Consider the following 20,809-nt stretch of genomic DNA (forward strand, 5'->3'; position numbering starts at 1 on the left):
GATTTTAAAAGGAAATACTCAAAATTAGGTTTAAATGTAGCCATTAAGGTTGGAAGAAATCGTGTTAAGGCAAAAGGTGAATTAAATCTTCCGGATTCTGATGTTTCCAAATCAGACATTGTTGTTGCAACCTATGAGGGAATAGATTATCTTTTAAGAAACGGCAATTCCAGCAGTTTATCTAATCTGGGCGTTGTTTTGATAGATGAAATTCACATGATTGATGATGAAGACCGTGGAACACGTCTAAACGGTTTGATAAAGCGTTTAAAGCATCTATATCCCAAAACCCAAATTATCGGATTGTCCGCAACAGTTAAAAATCCCGAATTTCTAGCGGATGAATTTAATATGAAGCTTGTTAAGTATGACGAGAGACCGGTTCCTTTGGAAAGGCACCTGGTTTATGTTAGAAACGAGTCTCAAAAACGTCATCTGATGCAGAGATTGGTTAAAAGGGAGTATAATACCAAATCCAAGAAAGGATTTAGGGGCCAAACTATAATATTTACAAATTCAAGACGTAAAACTCATCAGATTACAAACTTCCTGACAAATAAGCATATAAACGCAAGGGCATATCACGCAGGATTGTCATATTATAAAAAAGAAAAAATAGAAAAGGACTTCGATAAGGGTAAAATCTCCTGTGTTGTAACGACTGCGGCTCTTGCAGCGGGAGTTGATTTTCCGGCTTCACAGGTAATATTTGATTCATTGGTAATGGGAAATAAGTGGATCAATCCAAATGAATTTGCACAAATGCTTGGTCGTGCAGGAAGGCCTTCCTATCATGACAGAGGTATTGTTTATCTGATTCCTGAGATTGGAAATGATTTTGCAGGTGAATCGGAAGAGGCAATGGCATTGGACCTTTTAGAAAGCAATAGTGAAGATGTATACATTGAATATGATGAAGAATCGTCTTATGAACAGATTCTTGCAGACATATCTTCCACTTCAATAAGGTCTTTCGAAGAGTTGAACAAATTTTATAAGAATATTGATGTTCCGATAAGCATTAAGATAGCTGTGGATGAGATGGATGATTTGGAACTGATTAGAAGAACTCACAATAACGGATTGGAAGTAACCAAGTACGGAAGGGCAACATCAGTATCATTTTTATCAATTGAGGATGCGGAATTCATTAAAAATACTTTGAATGATTATAATTATTTAAAACATTATGTTGGGCATTCTCCAATGTATAAGAAAAAAGACAAGTATGATAAGCTTAAGGTGCTGATTCTGGCGATGGCACTGGATTTGGAAATGTTTGAAAATGCATATCTTTCAAATGTCATTCACAATCAAATTTCAAATGCATTAAAGATTAAATTTTCCACAAGGCTGTTTGCCGAATCAACTTTGGACATCATATCTTCAGGTGAGGCCATTGAAAAGGTCGATAAGAAATTTCAGGATGCATTGATTGCACTTCAAAGCGATTTCATGCAATGCAGATGTCAGGACAGGCCGTTTTGTCAATGTATGCAAAGGGGAATTTCGGAAGTCATTGTCCACGAAAGACTTAAAGGCAAGGATCCTCAAGATATATCAAATAAGTTATTCAGAAAATATCAAATTCAAGTCTATCCTGGAGACATATTCTCATGGCTGGACAACTTTGTTAAGAATTTGGATGCAATCAGAAGGATATCTAAGGCTTATAATAGGCAGAATTTTGTCAAAAAAACTAATTGGTTAATTAAGAAAATAGAAAACGGGTGAAAATGCATGTATGCAGATGAAAAAATATTGATAGGTTGTAATGAAAACACATGTGTGAGTTTATTACCAAAACTAGCTAATAGACATGGTTTAATAGCTGGTGCAACTGGAACAGGTAAAACTATAACTTTAAAAACTCTGGCGGAGTCATTTTCCGATTTGGGAGTTCCTGTATTTTTAGCAGATATGAAAGGAGACATTTCAGGGCTTGCAAAAATAGGTTCTGAAACAGAAAAAATCAAAACCAATGTTGATAAATATGGACTCGCAGAAAAAGGATTCAAATATCAGGCATATCCTGTTGAATTTTGGGATTTATTTGGGCAAAAGGGACTTCCTGTAAGGGTTACATTATCTGAAATGGGTCCAACACTTTTAGCAAAAATTTTAAACCTGTCTGAGGCTCAAACTGGTGTTTTAAATATTGTATTTAGAGTGGCAGATAATAATTCTTTACCTATCATAGATTTAAAAGACCTGAAGGCAATGATTAATCATGTCGTTGAAAACAAGGTCCAATATGAAGGGGAATATGGTTATTTTGATAATAGGAGTGCAAATGGAATTTTAAGAAGCTTAATTGCTCTTGAAGATCAAGGAGGAAATGAATTCTTCTTTGAACCGTCACTTGATTTGAATGATTTTATTAAAGTTGATGAAAACGGAAAAGGCATTATCAACATTTTGGATGCTCAAAAATTATCACTTTCTCCAGATTTATATTCAACTTTCCTTCTTTGGATGTTATCAGAATTATTTGAGAATCTGCCTGAAGTGGGCGACATGGACAAGCCTAAATTTGTATTTTTCTTTGATGAAGCTCATTTGCTGTTTGATGATATGTCTGCCGAATTCGGCAAAAAAATCGAACAGATTGTAAGACTCATCAGGTCAAAAGGTGTGGGATTGTATTTCATTTCACAGTCTCCTGCAGATATTCCGGATGATATTTTGGCACAACTCGGAAACCGTGTTCAGCATGCACTTCATGCATACACTCCAAAAGACCAAAAAGCGGTTAAGGTGGCTGCTGAAACATTCAGACCAAACCCTGACTTCAGCACTGAAGATGTCATTTCAGAACTTGGAATCGGACAGGCATTAGTGTCTGTTCTGGATGAAAACGGTGTTCCTGGAATTGTTGAAAAAGTGGACATTGTACCTCCTCAAAGTTATATCGGAGCCATTGATGATGTAATGAGAGAAGAATTGATCAATTTATCCGAGCTCAAGGGCAAATACTTCGAACCGGTTGACCCGGAATCTGCCTATGAACTGCTTTTAAACAAAATTGAATCTGATTCAAATCTTGAAAGCGAAGTAGTGCCTGAAACTAAAGAAGCCGTTGAAGAAGCTATTGAGCAAAATCATGAGGAATCAGTTGAAGAAACTCCTGCTCAAGAAACTCCAGAGGAAAAACCGGCATTCGGTTTGGGAGATATCCTCGGAACTGTTATGGGTGGAGGTCAGCCTGCTAAAGGCAAAAAAGCTAAAAAATCACAAACCCAAAAAATGGCAGAAAGGGCAGCATCACAGGCAGCCAATACTGTTGCACGTGAAGTTACAAAAGGAATTATGAGAGGAATCTTCGGACAAATGAAATAGGTGGTTATAATGGCACATCCTCACAAAAAGGCAGTGGCCAATATGCCCGCTTCATCATTGATTGGCATTATTGAAGAGTCTAAAATGACATATGTTCGTGAAAATCTGAGCATTTTCTTACATGAAAGTCAAATCAAACTATTGAAGCAAGTTAAAAAGCATGAAAAACCTCATCACAAACGCATTAGAGTTAAACAATTTGAAAAAGCCAAAAAAGATGATCTTTTCAATATGCATTTGGGTTTGTATCTCAAGAAATATCAGAAATTGGAAAAAATGGGTCTGATTGAAATTGATTTGAATCCAGATAATGGGCTTGAATATGACTGTGCTTTAACTTCTAAAGGTAAAGATGTTTTGGATGAAATTTTTGCTTTGGAAAAAGAATGGGAAAGCGTTGTAAACATTAGTGATGATGATTTGGAAGTCTTAAGGAAATTGGCCCTAGATTCATTTGAAATTTCATATAGACATAAGAAAAAGAAAGGTTTCATATTTTGAAGTATTCAAAATCCATGGCTATTGATTTGTAGGCATTTTCTACAGATTCAATAGCTTCATTTCTATTTTTAAAATAATATAGGTGGCTTTCACAGTCACAATCAGAACATCCAAAGTTTTTTATCCCTTTTGCATTGTTTGAAATGTATCGTGATAATTCACATTCTATCTTTTCAGTTGATTCATTGAATATTATTTCTTCAATTTCTGATTCTTTTAAAAAGTAATCGATGTGCCAATGGAGCTTTTTTTCATCTCTTAAATGTCTGTTTATTCGTGATTCAAGTGAATTCATTGCAGAACCTACATAAACATAGTGTCCTTTAGTGAAATCTATTTTGCCTAATTTTTTTCCTATTTTGATTTCTGAGCTATTGCTTAAGTTGATAATTAGACAGTAACATCCTTTCATATTAATCATTTTAATGCTGTGTTTAATATTAATATATAAACAAATAGTATATATTATATGTTTGTGGAAGTATTTGCACAAATGATTTTTTTTCGCTTTTTTTGGGTTATTGATTGAGTTATATGCTTAGAGACTCTATTATTTCAATTATATCAACAGTTTTTTGGAATTATCAATTTATATCTAGTTTTTTTATAGTCGTATGGAAAACTTAAAATCATAACATAATGATACTTCATCAATTCAAGTTGAAAAGTTTATATGTATTCAGTGATATATAGTTAGTTAATAACAATTGTTGAGGTCATTAAATTGAAAAGGTATAAGATAATAATATTAGCTTTATTAATTTTATTATTTTTTATGGGTAGTGTAAATGCTAGTGAGGACATTGGTCTTAATCAAACAGCAGATACTTTGTCCTTTGATTTAAATCAAAGTTCATTAGAAACTAGTTTTGAAGATAATATTGTAGAAGAAAGTTCTAATCAAGTTATTGTTAATGATTGGGAAGAGTTACAATATTATTGTTCTTTGGATGATAAAAATTATACATTAAAACTTAAAGAGAATACTAATTATTATCCATCTGATGTATCAGATTCAAATGGCCAGATTCTTGTTAAGAATAATGTTAAAATTATTGGAAGTGAAGGGGCATATATTGGAGATATATCTCCTCAAGCAGGAAACATTGAATATGCTGCAATTAAAGTGGCTGATGATTCCGGAATTGGTATTACCTTGGAAAACATTACCTTTAAATGGATTGGTTCTTCATATCAATCCGATGGTGTATTTTTAGTTATGGGAGGCAATGCAAATAATTATATTAGAAATTGTTACTTTACCAACATTTCTACTAATATGGGCCATTCCAGTATTCTTCATATTAAAAAAGGTAGAGCAATATTGACAAACTGTACTTTTATTAATTGTACTACTGATTTTGGTTGTGTTAGTATTTATAACCCTGATGATGACCCTACTAACTTATGTACTAAGGCTTCTATGGAAGTCAATGACTGTTACTTTGAAGGTAACTATGCTAGAACTGAACCTGGTTGTATTAATAACTGTGGTATGCTTGTTGTGAATAATACTATTTTTTATAAGAATAGTGCTTTTTGGTGGGCTGGTGCAATACATACTCATGGTGGTGCTAATACTACAATATATGATTCTGACTTTATAGATAATCTTGCTGGTTGGAATGGTGGTGCATTATATACCTATAGTTATTTACAGATTTACAACTCAAGGTTTATAGGTAATAATTGTACTACTAATAATGGTGGTGGAGCTATAGGTGCTTGTAAATATCTGCATTCACCATATATACATATTGAGGGTAGTCTATTCCAAAACAATGAAAATCTATGTTGGGGCTTAGATGAATTGTCAACTACTGGTACTGGCCGTGGAGGAGCAATATCCATAATGGATGATGGTGCTCTTGAATTATATGATAATATATTTATTAAAAATAGCGCTTCTATAGGTAGTGCTGTTTGTGCTATTTCTGGTGGTCTTAGTTATGGTTCTCCTGATGTTAAAATTGTAGGAAATAAATTTATTAATCATACTCGTATGGGAGATGTATTGGATATAAGATTATCTTCAGTTTCAACAGCTGAAATCAAGGATAATTATTTCTTAAACAATTCTATCGTATTTGAAAAGCTCAAATTATCTGCTGAAGATCCAATCGATGGTTTAGTGAATTTCCATTTGGATGTGTCTTTGAAAAATCCAAAATATTATGATGATGATATTTTGGAGAAATCCAGCTATTATGTTTATGTTGATGGAGTATATAATTCAACTGTTTCAAGTAAAGATTTCACACTTAATTTAGAAAAAGGCAAAACTGCCTATGTTTATGTAGTTCCATCTATATCAAGTAGTAAAAGTAATGAAGTTTTTGCAGGTATTCCAAAAACATTTATTTATGTATCACAAAGTCGGGGTAATGATAGTAATGACGGGCTGTCTAGAAGTCAACCTGTAAAAACATTAAGCAAATCAATTGAACTTGCAAAAAGTTGTGAAAATATTTTGATAATCGACGGAACATTTGATGAAACTGATTTGACTATTGATTACAATTTAACAATAGCTGCTGAAAACAGTGCAACCATTACTGTTGTCGGCAATGCATTTACCATTACTGATGGGGACGTAAGATTTGTTAATGTTAGTTTTAAAAATTCTAAATACGGATCAAGCACAAAAAATAGAATTATATCACAAACAGGTACTGGATTTTTATTCCTGGAAGGATGTATTTTCCAATCAAATGATTATAAAGCACAGATTGAAGCTAGTGGAAGTATTGAAGGTGAAAATTTAATAGTTTCTGACAATAAGGACGGTTCTTTTATTAAATGTGATTCCATTAAACTTAAATCATCAGTATTTACCAATAACATTGCAACTTATACATTATATAAATCTATATTATATACTACAAAAACAGTTAAATTTGAAATTGAAAACTTGACATTCAGTGGAAATAATGTTCACTCTGGCTGTATTTATGTTAAAGGAAGCGGAACAGTAACAGACTGTGCATTTATTGGAAATAAGATGATAACCTCAAATGGTAGAGGTTCTGCAATCGTGCTTGAAGATGGTTCCCTTGTTGTTCAATCCTCTGAATTCATTAATAATACAGATACTGGAAGATATTCCTCTGTAATTTATCTAACATCAGGCGATTTATTAATCAAGGATTCAATTTTAATTAATAATGCTTATGAAAATACAAATAATCTAATTATAAATGGTGCTGAAACCTCACTTAAAAAGTTAATTGCAAATAATAATTGGTGGGGAAACACTCCGGATAACTTAAGCAAACCTGCTTTAAAAGTCTATCCTTCATCAAATCTATTGCCGAATGGATGGGATCCGGTATCATATTGGTTAGTGTTAAATGCCACTTCTTTAAATGATGAACTTAGGATAAATGATAATGCTCCTGTTCAGTTTGCATTCACCCAAATAGATAATTATGGAAATGTAACAGCTTATGATTCATATTATTTACCAAGTTTTGATTTAAAATTGATGGCGGTTAATGGAACTTGTGATGATAATAAGGTAAAAGTGGAAAACGGAGTGGCCACTACTTATTTCACATTAACAGGCATTAACGGAGGTTCACTATCAGGTTCATTTATTGGACGCAGTGCAGGTGTTAACTTCAAGTTTATAAAATCGACTCCTGACATGACAATCAATGTAAATGATACTGCTTTTAAAGAATCTGCAGAGATTGAAATAATTCTTGATTCCGGTGCAACTGGAATGTTGATAGTTAAAGTTGGAAATATTACTCAAACAAAACATATATCTGATTCAACAACTTTCCTGATTTCTGATTTGCCAGTTGGAAATTATACTGTTGAAGTTAACTATACTGGAAATGAAATATATGAATCCATTGTAAAAACAGCCCAATTTGCTGTAAATAAGCTTCCATCTGACATTAACATATCCTGTGGAGAAATTGAATTATACAAGGATGTTGTTTTTACTTTCAGTGTAAGTGATGGTGCAACTGGAATTATAGAAGTTAATGTTAACAATCAAACAGAAACAATCAATGTCGGCGAATCTTACACAATTAAAAACATTGGCCGTGGAAATCATCATATAAAAGCAATTTATATGGGAGATAATAACTATCTTGAAAGTAGTGAAGAGTTCACATTTGAAGTAGGTAAATATTTCCCATCAATAAATGTTGATGTTTCGAATATTACTTATGGAAATGATGCTGTTATTACTGTAACTTTAAATAACAATGCAACAGGCAACGTTAGTGTTGTAATAGATGGTAAATCAAGCACTGCTAAACTAAATAACGGTCAGGCAATATTAACTATTTCAAATCTTAATGCTGGACAAAATAAAATAGTGAATGTATCATATGCTGGTGATGATAATTATAAAAATGCCACAAAATCTGCTACATTCAACATAAAAAAAGCAATTCTTGATTTTACAATTGATTCAAATGATGCTAAAATTGGAAAAGAAGTAACTGTTGAAATAGCTCTTCCGGCTTATAGTGGAGGAACAATAACATTGTCCGGTATTAAAAGTGAAGTAAAAAATGTTCCTTTATCAGGTATTGTTAAAGTTATTTACGATGATTTGGAAAGAGGAACATATACTGTATCTGCGGAGTATAATGGTGATAATTATCAAACAATTTCTAAATCTACATCATTTACAGTGTCTTTATGGGATGAACCTCAATGGGCAAACGATGATGGCGATGTAAGGCACACCGGAAAATCTCCATATGGCAGCACAGTAAATGGTGATTTAAAATGGTCCGTTGATGCAGCCAACATTACCGGAAACATGGCTATTGATAGTAAAGGCAATATATATGTAACAACCAAAGAGGGCATCTACTCTTTTGACAACAATGGTGCTCTAAGATGGACTTACCTAAATGATGCTGCAGGTCTTTACTTTTCAGGAATATCCATTGGTCGTGATGTGATAATTTCACCAAAAGCAGATGATACATTATACTTTATTAATCAAACCACAGGGGAGCGCTATGGTCATGCTAATATTTATCTGGGATCAAGTTATTTCGCCCCAGTAGTCGATTCAAATGCCAATATTTATATTTCTGGTCAAGGTGATGCAAATAATCCAAATTTAATCATTATTCCATATAAACTATGGGAAAATGGTGGAAATCCAATTGTTATCTCTTTAGGTGATGCATTCCCTAGTGCATCTCCAACAATAGTGGATGATACTTTTGTTGTTGTTCCATGTAGGGATGCTATTAAGGTTGTTGATATTTCTTCCAAATCAGTAGTATACTCCAAATCTGGCAAGATCAATGTATCTAGTGTAATTGGTGACGGAAATATGATATACTCCATTTTAGATGATTCCATATATGCATTTAATTTATTCAATGGAAATTCCTGGACTACTAAGATAACTGGTGGTGCTGGAAATCAGTTAGCTATCGATAATGAATATGGAATTTATGCCGTAAATGCTGATGGAACATTGTACAGATATGATTTCATTGATGGTAGTGAATTAAAATTTACAAATTTAACCGTAACTTCAGGTATTTTAATTGATAATGAAAATAATGTTTACTTTGCATCAAATAATATATTTTATGCATTAGATTGTGATGGAAATATATTATGGCAATCTAAACTGGATTCAAATATTGTTGGAAAACCTATAATGGATAAAAATGGAATAATTTACATAAACAGTGCAAATAAGGTTTATGCATTAGGACAATCAAGTTTAAAAAATCCTGATTTAGCAATCGACACAGAAGATATTTATGCAAATCAAAGAGAAACAATTACCATTACTCTAAATGAAGATGCAACAGGATTGGTTGAAATTACAATTAATGGCAATATATCTCAGGAAAGGGTAATTAATGGAAAGATTATAAAAACTTTGGATAATTTAACTTCTGGGGATTATGATGTCGATGTAAAATATTTAGGTGATTCAAGGTTTGAATCATCAACAAAATCCGCTCATTTCACTGTCTTAAAGTATGGCTCAAATATGAAGGTAACTGTTAAAAACATTAATGGTACTGAATGCAGTGAATTTAATGCAGGGGATATTGTAATATTTTATATAGAATTGAACCCTGATGCGACAGGTAGTATTTCACTAAATGTTGATGGCATAATCAATTCAAGTTCTTTAATTGGAGGTACTGCTAAAATTCCTATTGATGGTTTAACTACTGGAATAAAAGTAGCTACAATCAACTATATTGGTGATGAAAAATATTTGTCTGTAAGTGTTTCACGCAATATAACTGTTAATGCATTGAATAGTAAATTTAACATTAAAAATGGAGTTCAGTATAGTGTATATGCGGTTGATTATTCCGCTGGTGAGCGAGGAAAAATATTGAAATTCAAATTATTGGATTCTAATAACAATCCTGTTATTGGAGAAAGTGTTAAATTGACCTATGGTAAAAATGTAATTAATAAAAATACTAATGGTCAGGGGGTAGTGTCCTTTGTTATAAATGCTCAAGCGGCAGGCACTTATAAATCTTCATTATATTTCGAAGGCAATGAAAAATACAATTCAGCTTCAGTATCATTCTCTATTAAGGTTAATAAAAAACCAATTACAATAACTGCTAAAGCTAAAACATTTAAAGCTAAAGTAAAAACTAAAAAATATGTTGTTACTTTAAAAACCAAAAAATGTTCTTCAAATAATGGAAAAATCTATCTTAAATCTGGTAAAAAGGTAACTCTTAAAGTCAACGGTAAAACCTATACTGCTAAAATCAATGCAAAAGGTAAAGCAACCTTTAAAATTACCAAACTTACCAAAAAAGGTAAATTTACTGCAACTATCAAGTTTGCTGGCGATAAGATATACAAGGCAGCTACCAAAAAAGTAAAAATTACAATTAAATAAAAGAGTCTTTTTTTCTCTTTTATTGATCTTTTTTTTAAATATTTATTTGGAAGTAAAAACTTTTAAGTATAATTTAATCAAATACATTAAAATATTATTAAATAATTTTTGACATATTAATTCAAATTTATTAGGGTGATTTAGTTTTGAAATTAAAAGGATTTTTGATAGTTAGTATAATTTTTCTAGCTATTCTAACATTGGGGGCTGTAAATGCAGCTGATAATATGACTACCGACGATCTGGCAATTGTCGGCGATAGTGAAGATTTCGATTTATCTTCACCATATGAAGAAATAATTGATGATGGGGAAATTTTGAATTTGTCTGGAGATATTTCCATTGACAATAAGCTCAGCACTTCAAATAATGATGATATTATTAATAATGAAGTTATAACTCAGGATAATATTTCCAAATCTGAATTAAAAGCAGAAAACACCAATATTGCAGGCATTAATTTAGTTTCATCTGCATGCGTGGGCAACCAAACATCATATGTTGTCAATGCAAATGATGCTGCAGAAAATGTTGTAACTCCAAGCAATTTCGATGATTTCTTTGAAGAGGATGGTATTCTTAAAGATGATGTGGAATTTGACGAGTTAATATTTAAAGGACAATTCAATGCACTTCGTGAATGCTTATATATTACAAAAGCATTGACAATCACTGGTGATGATGCTGTATTGAATAATATGGCTATTATTATCATGTCAGATAATGTGAAATTAAATAGATTAACTTTAACATCTAAAAAATCTCTTGGAAACTTGATAAATGTTGGAGGTAATGGCATTGAGTTGAATAATCTTGATATATCATATTATCCTGGCAGTGAAGAGGCTGTTGCCATTTATATTCATGATTGTGATGACATTAGCTTGTTAAACAGTAAAATTTTATTTGAAAGTCATGTACGTGATGACTCAGTTAAATCAATAGCAGTCCAGGCAGTAAATACAAAAAATGTTTTAATCGACTTAAACAATATTACAACTAAATTGCCAGCTATAACCATAAATGGATATGATGAGGATTATTATATGATGGGTTCATTCAAAGTGGATCCGGTAATGCTAAAGGATTGCAACAATCTTGTATTTACAAGAAACAATATTGATTCCACTACTAATGTGTTATTGGCTGAGTTTCCCACAATACAATCCATTTATATTGTCGGATGCAGTGACTCTTTAATTGACCACAATAACATTTCCATGATTGATAAAGTTACTCCAGTTGGAAGGGACAATTATATGTACGGCATTTCCTTTGGTTTCAATGTCAATGTTACATTTTCACATAATAATTTCATCATGATTACCGACGGTGGAAAAGAGGCTGCTGGAACCGATTATGCATTTCAGGGAGTTGAATCTGAAGTAATCATTAAAGGAAACAATATTTTAAGCAGATCCAACGGTCCGAACATGGGTATTTATGTGGCAAGTATGTCTGGAGGGGATTCAAAACTTTTGATTGAAGATAATGTCATTAATGTAACAGGTTTTTCATCCTCTAAAGGTACTTGGGCATTGGTAACAGGCATTGAAATTCAAAATGGGGATGCACAAATTTACAATAACTCAATATATGTTCACAATGTAAATTCATATGATGATAAGGCGTATATTTATGGAATCAGTTATGCCCAGTGGATGTATGGGGACCGTTCATTTGATATTCGAGATAATTTAATTTATACTGAAGGTAAATATGCAGTTTCTGTAATAAATGCCACTAGCTTGTTTGTTGAAAATAATGAATTATATGCTCATGAATTAACTGGTGACGATTCAGTAAATCCAGGAATATGTGAAAATATTACAATTAGACTTAATAATCAACTAAAACATAAGATTATAATTGACATTGACAATTGCTGGTTTGGTGATGATAATCAGGCAAATATCACTGTTGAAGATGCCGAGGGCAACATAACTATCAAAGTAAATGGGAAAGAAGTAGCTAAAGAGGAGATATGCTCCAATATTTCATATACTATTAAATCTGAAGACATTATTTTAGGTAAAAACACAGTTGAAGTAATATATAATGAATCGGAATCCAAATCAACTTCATTCGTTGCATTTGACTGTGAAAGTGTAATTGAAATTAGTGTTGGTGCAATTTCAATAGGTCAAGATGTGCCAGTAACTGTAAGTATTCTTGGAGCTACAGGCAATGTCACTGTTATTGTTGATGGAAAGAAGTATTTGATTGAACTGAAAAACGGTATTGCAGAACATACAATTGAAAAAATCACTTCAGGAAAACACGACATAGTTGTAGTCTATTTGGGTAATGGTAAAAAGTTACCTGCAGTTAATACAACCATTTTTTCAGTTGAAAAATTAAATCCTCTTGTTTTAATTACTCCTGTAGGTGTGCAATACGCTAAAGAAGCATTTTCAATTAAGGTTAGAAGTGAAACTTCTGTCAATGTAACAATCAACGGTAAGCCTTATGAGTTAATTGATGGAATTATCAATTTTGACAATGGATTGGATGCTGGGGAATATTCTATGCTTATAACTTCAGCTGAAACAGAAAAATACAACTCTCGTAGCATTTCATCAACATTTAATGTTGTAAAACACGCAAGTAATATTGAAAGCGTTGTTGTCCCAACCGATGATGTTTTCATTGGCCAAAATGCTGCAATTAAAGTAAAAATGGCTGGTGAAGAAACTGGTGATGTTTTAATCAGTATCAATGGCATAAATTATACTACAACAATCACTGATAAGATAGCTATTTTAAACGTTAATCTTCCTGTAGATGATTATGCAGTTGTTGTTAATTATTTGGGTGATGATAAATACGATGCAAGTACTAATCGAAATGCTGAATTCAGAGTTGTTGATAAAATCAAAACTGATATAACAATTATAATTCCGGATAATATTAAAGCTGGTGATAATGCTACTGTGAATGTTATTGTTGGTGCTGTAGGTGATGTTGGGGTTATTGTAGATGGAATTGAATCTCTCGTTTCTTTAGTAAACGGTTCTGCTAAGGTTGAATTAAATAATGTGTCTGCTGGTAACCATAGTGTTGTTGTAATTTATTCTGGTGGTGAAAAATACGGTTCTGCATATAATGCCTCTTCCTTCTATGTTGCAGGAGATATTGTGCCTAAAGAACAAATTAATGCAACAATTGACATTTCCGATGTTAATGTCGCTGAAGATGTAATTGTTAATGTAACATTATCAGATGATGCAACTGGTACTCTTTCTGTTTTTGTTGATGGAAAGAAAGTCGTTGAGGTTAATGTAACTGGAAACATAGTTAATGTTTCTGTTGGTAGGTTAACTGCTGGCAATCATGTTGTTGAAGTTAAATACTCTGGTAATGACAAATATTGTTCAATGAGTGAAATTGATGACATTTTTGTTTCTAAACTAAACACTGATGTTAAAACTGAGGCTGTTGAGATTATGGAAGGTGAAACCGCAATCATCACAGTCAATCTTGATGGTGAAGCTAGCGGCATTGTTTTGGTTAATGTGAGTGGAAAACAGTTTTATGCAGTTGTATATTCTGGAAAAGCAATTGTTGAGGCTGCTGGCTTAACTGCAGCTAACTATACTGCTGATATTATCTACAAAGGTGATGATAAATACAGTGAGGCTTTCACTACTGTTAATGTAAAAGTTAATCAAAAACCTGCTGATAAAATTGAAAGTATAATTTCGATTACTGAAATAAACGGCACTACTATTTATGCTGTCCTAAAAGATCAATATGGAAATGCAATTGCAAATGCTGCTGTTGAGTATGTGATTAAAGGCAATAAGCAATCCTTGATAACCTCTGGTGATGGTACATTTATCATTGAAGGGCAAAAAGGTGCTAAAATAAGCATTTCATATGCCGGTGACAATAACACACTGGCATTTGACACTTCAATAACACTAGGTGATTTCGTACCTATAAGAATTGACACTAGCATTTTAGGCAAAAATTATTCTCAATATGCTGTTGAGTACAGTGCAGGTGAGAGGGGTAAATACTTTACTGTGCAATTGAAAGATGCAAATGGAAATATTCTTGCAAATAAAACTATATCAATTGTGTATGATGGTAAAAAATTACAAAAAACAACTGATGTAAATGGAAATGTGTCTATTCAAATCAATATAAAAGATGCAAAAAGATTAACATTTGCCGCTGCATTCCTGGGCGATGAGAATTACGGTGCAACAATGTCTGTTTACTCTATTACCGTCAACAAAAAGCCAGTAAAAATAATTGCTTCTGCAAAAACATATAAAGCATCTGCGAAAACCAAAAAATATAAAGTGACCTTAAAAACTATTAAAGGCGCTTCAATTAATGGTAAAACCTATTTTGGTAAAGGTAAAAAAGTAACTCTTAAACTAAACGGTAAAACCTATACTGCAAAAACCAACTCTAAAGGTCAAGTAACATTTACTTTAAAAATAACCAAAAAAGGTAAATTTACTGCTTCAATTAAATATGGCGGAGATACAACATATAAATCTGTCAGCAAATCTGTAAAAATAAAAATTAAATAGATGGGATTAATTTCTCACTCTTTTTTCTATTTTAAGCTTTTTTTTAAGAAATTTATTCATCAATTATACTTTAATTTTAATGTCTAAATTTTATATCATTTTTAATTTATTTTTTATCAAAATATATGGATTTAAATATTTGAAGTAATAAATATTAATAATGTAAAGTTGGTATATTTTCAATAAAACTTTATGATAATCTATAAAACATTGAATCGAGTGATTGAATGAAGATAAATAATAAATTTTTGATAGGTGCAATGCTTATATTAGTGCTATTTTTATGCATTAATGCAAGTACTGCGGCTGAACCACTTACGAATGATTTAGGAACATCGGATGTTTCTAATTACGAGTTAAGTGTGAGTGAAGACACATCTGGTGTCGATACAAATGATAATGGTGATGCTGGAATAATTTCCGTTGCTGCTAGCGATGCTACTGGTGGGGAAACAATCGCCATTGAGAACGATGGGCATAATGATTCAGTAAAATCTACTAAATCTGCTGAAGTGCTCGGGGAAGGTAATGAATTAGGAAATGTCGTAACCAATGACACATTCCACAGTTACTTTGATGATGACGGAATCCTAAAAGATTCAGTAAAATTCGAAAAATTGATTTTTAACGGAACATTCTCCAAAGTTTCTGATTATATAATTTTAAATAGAAATATTTCAATTGCAGGTGATAATGCTGTATTAAATAATATTGGTTTTGTCATTGATTCTGAAGATGTTGAACTTGATGGTTTAACTTTAGTTGCCGATGGTTCATTAGGTGATTTGATTTATGTTGCACAATCCAACGTAAAATTATCCAACTTAAACATAAAATATATTGTTGATGATGAAATGGCTAATGCGATTTCTGTTAAAGGTAAAAATACAATTAGTAATGTAAATATAACAAATAACGAAATCTACTTCGAAAGCCATGTATCAACTGATGAAGAATTTGCAACTGCTATTAATTTGGAAGATGTTGAAGATGTAACAGTTGATGGCAATAAAATCACTGCTAGTCTTCCTGCTTTAACTGCTGAAACATATGATATTGGTTACTATATGATGGGATTATGCTATGTAAACCCTGTTAGAATTTATGAAGGTGCAAGTGTTAAATTTACCAAAAATGACCTTGATGTAATAGTAAATTCATTTGATGCAAGTTTTCCTACTATTCAGGCATTGTATATTGTTGGTTCTGAGGATATTTTAATCGCAGGTAATGATATTACTATGAGAGATAACAAAACCCCTAGTGGAACTGCAATTTATTTATATGCTGTTGAATGTGGATACAGTAGTGAAATTTCATTCATTGAAAATGACTTTGATATCTTAACAACTGGTGGTAAATCTGGTTCAGGATCAGCATATGCTTTACAAATTGTTACCAGTGATATTGAAATAAGTGGAAACAATATTAGTTGTGATTCTAACGGTCCTAACTTAGGTGTTTACTCACCTTCTCAATTCGGACCTGCAAAAGACTTACTCATAACCGATAACTTCTTTAATGTAACCGGTTTAGCTACTGGAACTAGTACTTATGCATTAATTTCAGCTATTGAAGTACAATCAGGATATGCAAAAATATATAACAACACAATTTATTCTATGAATAAAGCTGATAATAATGACAGATATCCTGTTTCTGCAATAAGTGCAGTTCAATACAGTTCAACTTTAACTTTCGATATTAAGGATAATGATGTATACACTAATGGTAAATATGCTGTTGATATTCGTTATAAAGTTAACGGTGCTAATGTGACTGGAAACTTCTTATCTGCTAACCTCCTTAAAGGTGATGAGGCAGTATATATCAAATCCGGTAATGATATTGTCGTAGAAGACAATTATCCTACTGTAGCTGTTGTTACTAATGATACATTCTTCAAATATTTCGATGATAATGGTGTATTGATAGATAATAGAAACTATTATGGGTTAACATTTGAAGGCCCATTCTCTGATTTAGTTGACACTATTGTAATTAATAAGGCGTTTAAAGTTTATGGCAATAACACTGTATTAAATAATATTGCTGTTAAAATCGAAGCAGATGATGTTGAATTGTCTGGATTAAATATAAATGCTGATAAAAACTTCACAGATAATTTTGGAGCTGCAATTTATGCAACCGGTTTTGATATTAAAATTGATGATGTAGTTGTTAACTACACTGCTCCTAGTGATGCAGAAGCGTTTGGAATATTTGCAAAACAGGCTGATGGATTTGCATTAACAAATTCAGAAATCAACTTCAAAGGAACTAATCATGATTATACTGATATTCACCAATATGGATTGCATGTTGCTGACTCAAATGATGTAGAACTTATTGGAAATAAATTTAATGCTACTTTGCCAGCTCGTGATGTTAATTATAATTTACAAGGTATTTATGCTGATTTAATTGCTGGTGTTGCTGTTCAAAGTGGTAAAAATGTAACTATTTCCAGAAATACTTTTTATACAAATACTGACGGAGGATATGGAGGCTATCCAACAATTGATACTCTGTTGGTTAATGGTGTTGAAAACTTACTCATTGACTACAACAATATAACACATATTGATGTAGCATCTGAAGGATCAAGATATTACTACACTGTTGATTTATACAGCTTTACTGGTGCTGTTGAAAATAACAACATTATTGTAAACACCACTGCAGGTGTTGACCGTGCCGGTACTGCATACCCAATCCAATTAACAGGTCCATTCACAGTTAATGTTAATAATAATAACTTAACTGCTGTTTCCAAAGGCCCTACTCATGCAATTTATGCTGCTGCATGGGCTGGAGAAGGTATTTTAATTGCAGAAAATAACAACATCGACGTAACCGGTTATGCTACTGCTGGTGGATATGCATTAGTCTCAGGTATTGAGGCCGAAATTGAAGTTCTTAAGGCTTATAACAATACTATTGTTGTTAAAAATACAGCTGATTATAATGATACTAACCAAGTCTATGGTATTAGTATGGCAAATGATTGGTTCACTAAAGATGTTTCTGCAGACATTAAAGACAATATTATAAATGTAGATGGTAAATATGCAGTTTACTACAAAAAGGCAGTAAATACCAATGTTACCTACAACTCATTATACGCACATGAATTGGCTGGTGACGATTCAGTTCTTATAGAATCTGGTAACAACAATGTTGTAGAAAATAACCAACCTCCATACCATTTTGATATAATTATTGAAACTAATGGTACTTGGATAGGTAATGTTAATCCTGTAAAAGTAACTGTAGTAAATGCAACTGGTGCTTTAGGTACAGGTAAGGTCACCTTTAAAATTGGCGGTACTGAATTCACTATCGATTTAGTTGATGGTCAAGCTAATTATGATATATCTCCTAATTTACTTGTTGCTGGTGAAAATGAAATAGTTGTAAATTATATTAGTAATGATACTGCATACAGGAGTTCTTCAGCTTCTGCCAAATTCCAAGTTATTGACGGCGTTGTAACTCAAGACAATTACTTTGTTTACTTCAACCAAGAGGATAATGGTAGGTTATTTGATTTTGTTCCTGAAGGAGCTACTTTAGACTTCCAAGGTTCAATAATCAACCCTGATCAAGATATTACTGTTCAAATTAATATTAACAAACCTGTAAACATTATTTCATCTACTAAAGATGCTTATGTTGACTTAAACACTACTGCGGGTAGTTTATTAGGTGACAGTCCAGGTAACAGTTTCGCTGTAACTCGCGGAGGTTCCGGATCCAATATTTCCGGAATTTACTTCCATAATACTCAATTATGGATTTCAAACACTACTAATGTTGTTTTAGATAATATCAGCGTAGTGGTTGAAGACCAAAAAGTCGGTTCCGGTGTCGGCGCTACATCCATTAGGGACAATTCATCTAATGTGGTTCTTAAAAACAGCTACTTGTACACTAGAAACAATGGCGGATCCACTACCTTCACAATGTCATGGGCTACTAACTGTACTATTGATAACTGTACTATAAAAGCTGAAGGAAATGTTGGTAACTTAGTTTACTTAAATGTCTATAATATTGTTGGTGCTCCTACTGGTGTGCCTTTAAACAACTACAATACAATTTCAAATAACAGAATTTATGGTAAAGAAGGTTCAGGTATTTCCGTTGGTCTTATGGTGGAAGGTACTTATAACTTGATTGTTAACAATACTTTATACAAATCTTCAATAAGTACTTCATTTGGTGGTCAAAAACCTGCTAACAACACTTATGTTGGAAATGTCATGACTGAAGGTGGAAGTTTATCTGCAGTTGCCAACTCTATTGTTTATGGAAACAATGTAACAGGTACTCTTACTGCTGGTTCAAACTCAGAAGTATATGACAACATTGTTGGAAAATCAATGACCGTAACCGCAGGTGCTACTGCTTATAATAATACTATTGCAACTTCAGTATCTGTTGCTGCTGGTTCTATTGCTCATAATAATGTTGTTGGAACATCAATGTCTGTTGCTGCTGGTGCTACTGCTTATGGAAATGATATTGGAACTTCAATGACTGTTGCTAAAGATGCTATTGTCTTTAATAATACAATTGGTACTACTGTAGCTATAAATGGTGCTAATGCACTTGTTTCAAACAATAATATTGGTGGTACAGTCACCATTGCAAAAGCTGCAACTAACACTACTTTATTTGACAATGATATTAATGCTACTGTAACTGTAAACTCTAATAATAATAATATTGTATTAAATAACATTATTGTTGCTGGTGAATATGCAATTGATTTAAAAACATCCACTGGTAACAATGTAACTGAAAACTACTTAATTGCTAATTTGTATAATGGTGATGCTGCAGTTAAATACTCTAGTGAAAATACTGTAGAAGATAATAATCCTGCTGTGGATATTGTTGTCGTTGCTGATGATGTTTTAGTTGGTTCCAATGCTACTGTTGTTGTAAATGTTATTAACAGTATGGGCGGTAATGTAACTATTAAGGTTAACAATAAAGAATATCTTGTTAAATTGGATGAAAACGGTACTGCTATTCAGGTTATTGCTGCTGAAGACTTAGTCATTGGCGCAAACAATGTTACTGCAACTTATTTGGCTGAAGGATTTTTACCTGCAATTGATAATACTGTTTTAGCTGTTCTTGATGGTGTAATTACTAATGCTACTTATGGATTGTACTTTGATGCTAATGGTTATTTAACATCTGTTGTTCCTGATGGTGCTACTTTAGACTTCCAAGGATTGTTCTTAGGCAAATTCCCTGTATATATTGATAAATCTGTAAATGTGATTTCATCTACTGGCGATGCTTTATTCGATTCTGGTGCTACTTATTCTGGTAATGCTATAAATTCATTTAATATTGTTGCTGGTGGAGATAACACTAATATTACTGGATTAAAATTCATTAACTACTGTTTATACATTAAAGGTGCTTCCAACGTAACTGTTGATGGTGTCAGTATTGTTGCTAATAAACGTGGTGTCGGTTCTGGTACTGGATTCTTGTCTATCCACACTGGTGCTTATAACAC

General features: G+C 32.4%; 6 protein-coding genes and 1 pseudogene. 6 read left to right on the forward strand and 1 reads right to left on the reverse strand.

Annotation, left to right across the window (positions count from 1 at the left end; genetic code table 11):
* The 3 genes from UIB65_RS05170 to UIB65_RS05180 all read left to right on the forward strand — a co-directional run.
* Window positions 1-1,734 (forward strand): DUF5814 domain-containing protein (locus UIB65_RS05170; protein WP_330040036.1); only part of this gene is annotated, 1,734 nt, incomplete at its 5' end.
* A gap of 6 nt (window positions 1,735-1,740) precedes the next feature.
* On the forward strand, window positions 1,741-3,339 hold the full coding sequence (locus UIB65_RS05175) for a helicase HerA-like domain-containing protein (RefSeq protein ID WP_330040037.1): 1,599 nt from the start codon (window positions 1,741-1,743) through the stop codon (window positions 3,337-3,339).
* Window positions 3,340-3,348: 9 nt separating this feature from the next.
* Window positions 3,349-3,840: a hypothetical protein gene (locus UIB65_RS05180; protein WP_330040038.1), complete on the forward strand. Its 492-nt coding sequence runs from the start codon at window positions 3,349-3,351 to the stop codon at window positions 3,838-3,840.
* Here UIB65_RS05180 and UIB65_RS05185 read toward each other — a convergent pair.
* Window positions 3,830-4,252 (reverse strand): GIY-YIG nuclease family protein, encoded by a 423-nt coding sequence (locus UIB65_RS05185; RefSeq protein ID WP_330040042.1) that lies wholly within the window; start codon window positions 4,250-4,252, stop codon window positions 3,830-3,832. The two genes, UIB65_RS05180 and UIB65_RS05185, sit on opposite strands and share 11 nt — an antisense overlap.
* A gap of 363 nt (window positions 4,253-4,615) precedes the next feature.
* On the opposite strand from UIB65_RS05185, the gene UIB65_RS05190 reads away from it, so the two are divergent.
* The 3 genes and pseudogenes from UIB65_RS05190 to UIB65_RS05200 form a co-directional block, all read left to right on the forward strand.
* A complete protein-coding gene (locus UIB65_RS05190; RefSeq protein WP_330040039.1) occupies window positions 4,616-10,720 on the forward strand; it encodes an Ig-like domain repeat protein in 6,105 nt (2,034 codons plus the stop codon).
* Between the two features lie 146 nt (window positions 10,721-10,866).
* A complete protein-coding gene (locus UIB65_RS05195; protein WP_330040040.1) occupies window positions 10,867-15,267 on the forward strand; it encodes an Ig-like domain-containing protein in 4,401 nt (1,466 codons plus the stop codon).
* A gap of 227 nt (window positions 15,268-15,494) precedes the next feature.
* Window positions 15,495-20,809 (forward strand): annotated as a pseudogene (locus UIB65_RS05200) (Ig-like domain-containing protein); the annotation flags it as partial.

Origin of the sequence: Methanobrevibacter sp. (assembly GCF_036307625.1) — an archaeon.
Lineage (GTDB): Archaea > Methanobacteriota > Methanobacteria > Methanobacteriales > Methanobacteriaceae > Methanocatella.

Bases quoted from the DNA above. Each gene is read 5' to 3' on its own strand.
- UIB65_RS05175 (WP_330040037.1), top strand. From the start codon at position 1,741: ATGTATGCAGATGAAAAAATATTGATAGGTTGTAATGAAAACACATGT.
- UIB65_RS05180 (WP_330040038.1), top strand. From the start codon at position 3,349: ATGGCACATCCTCACAAAAAGGCAGTGGCCAATATGCCCGCTTCATCA.
- UIB65_RS05185 (WP_330040042.1), bottom strand. From the start codon at position 4,252: ATGAAAGGATGTTACTGTCTAATTATCAACTTAAGCAATAGCTCAGAA.
- UIB65_RS05190 (WP_330040039.1), top strand. From the start codon at position 4,616: ATGGGTAGTGTAAATGCTAGTGAGGACATTGGTCTTAATCAAACAGCA.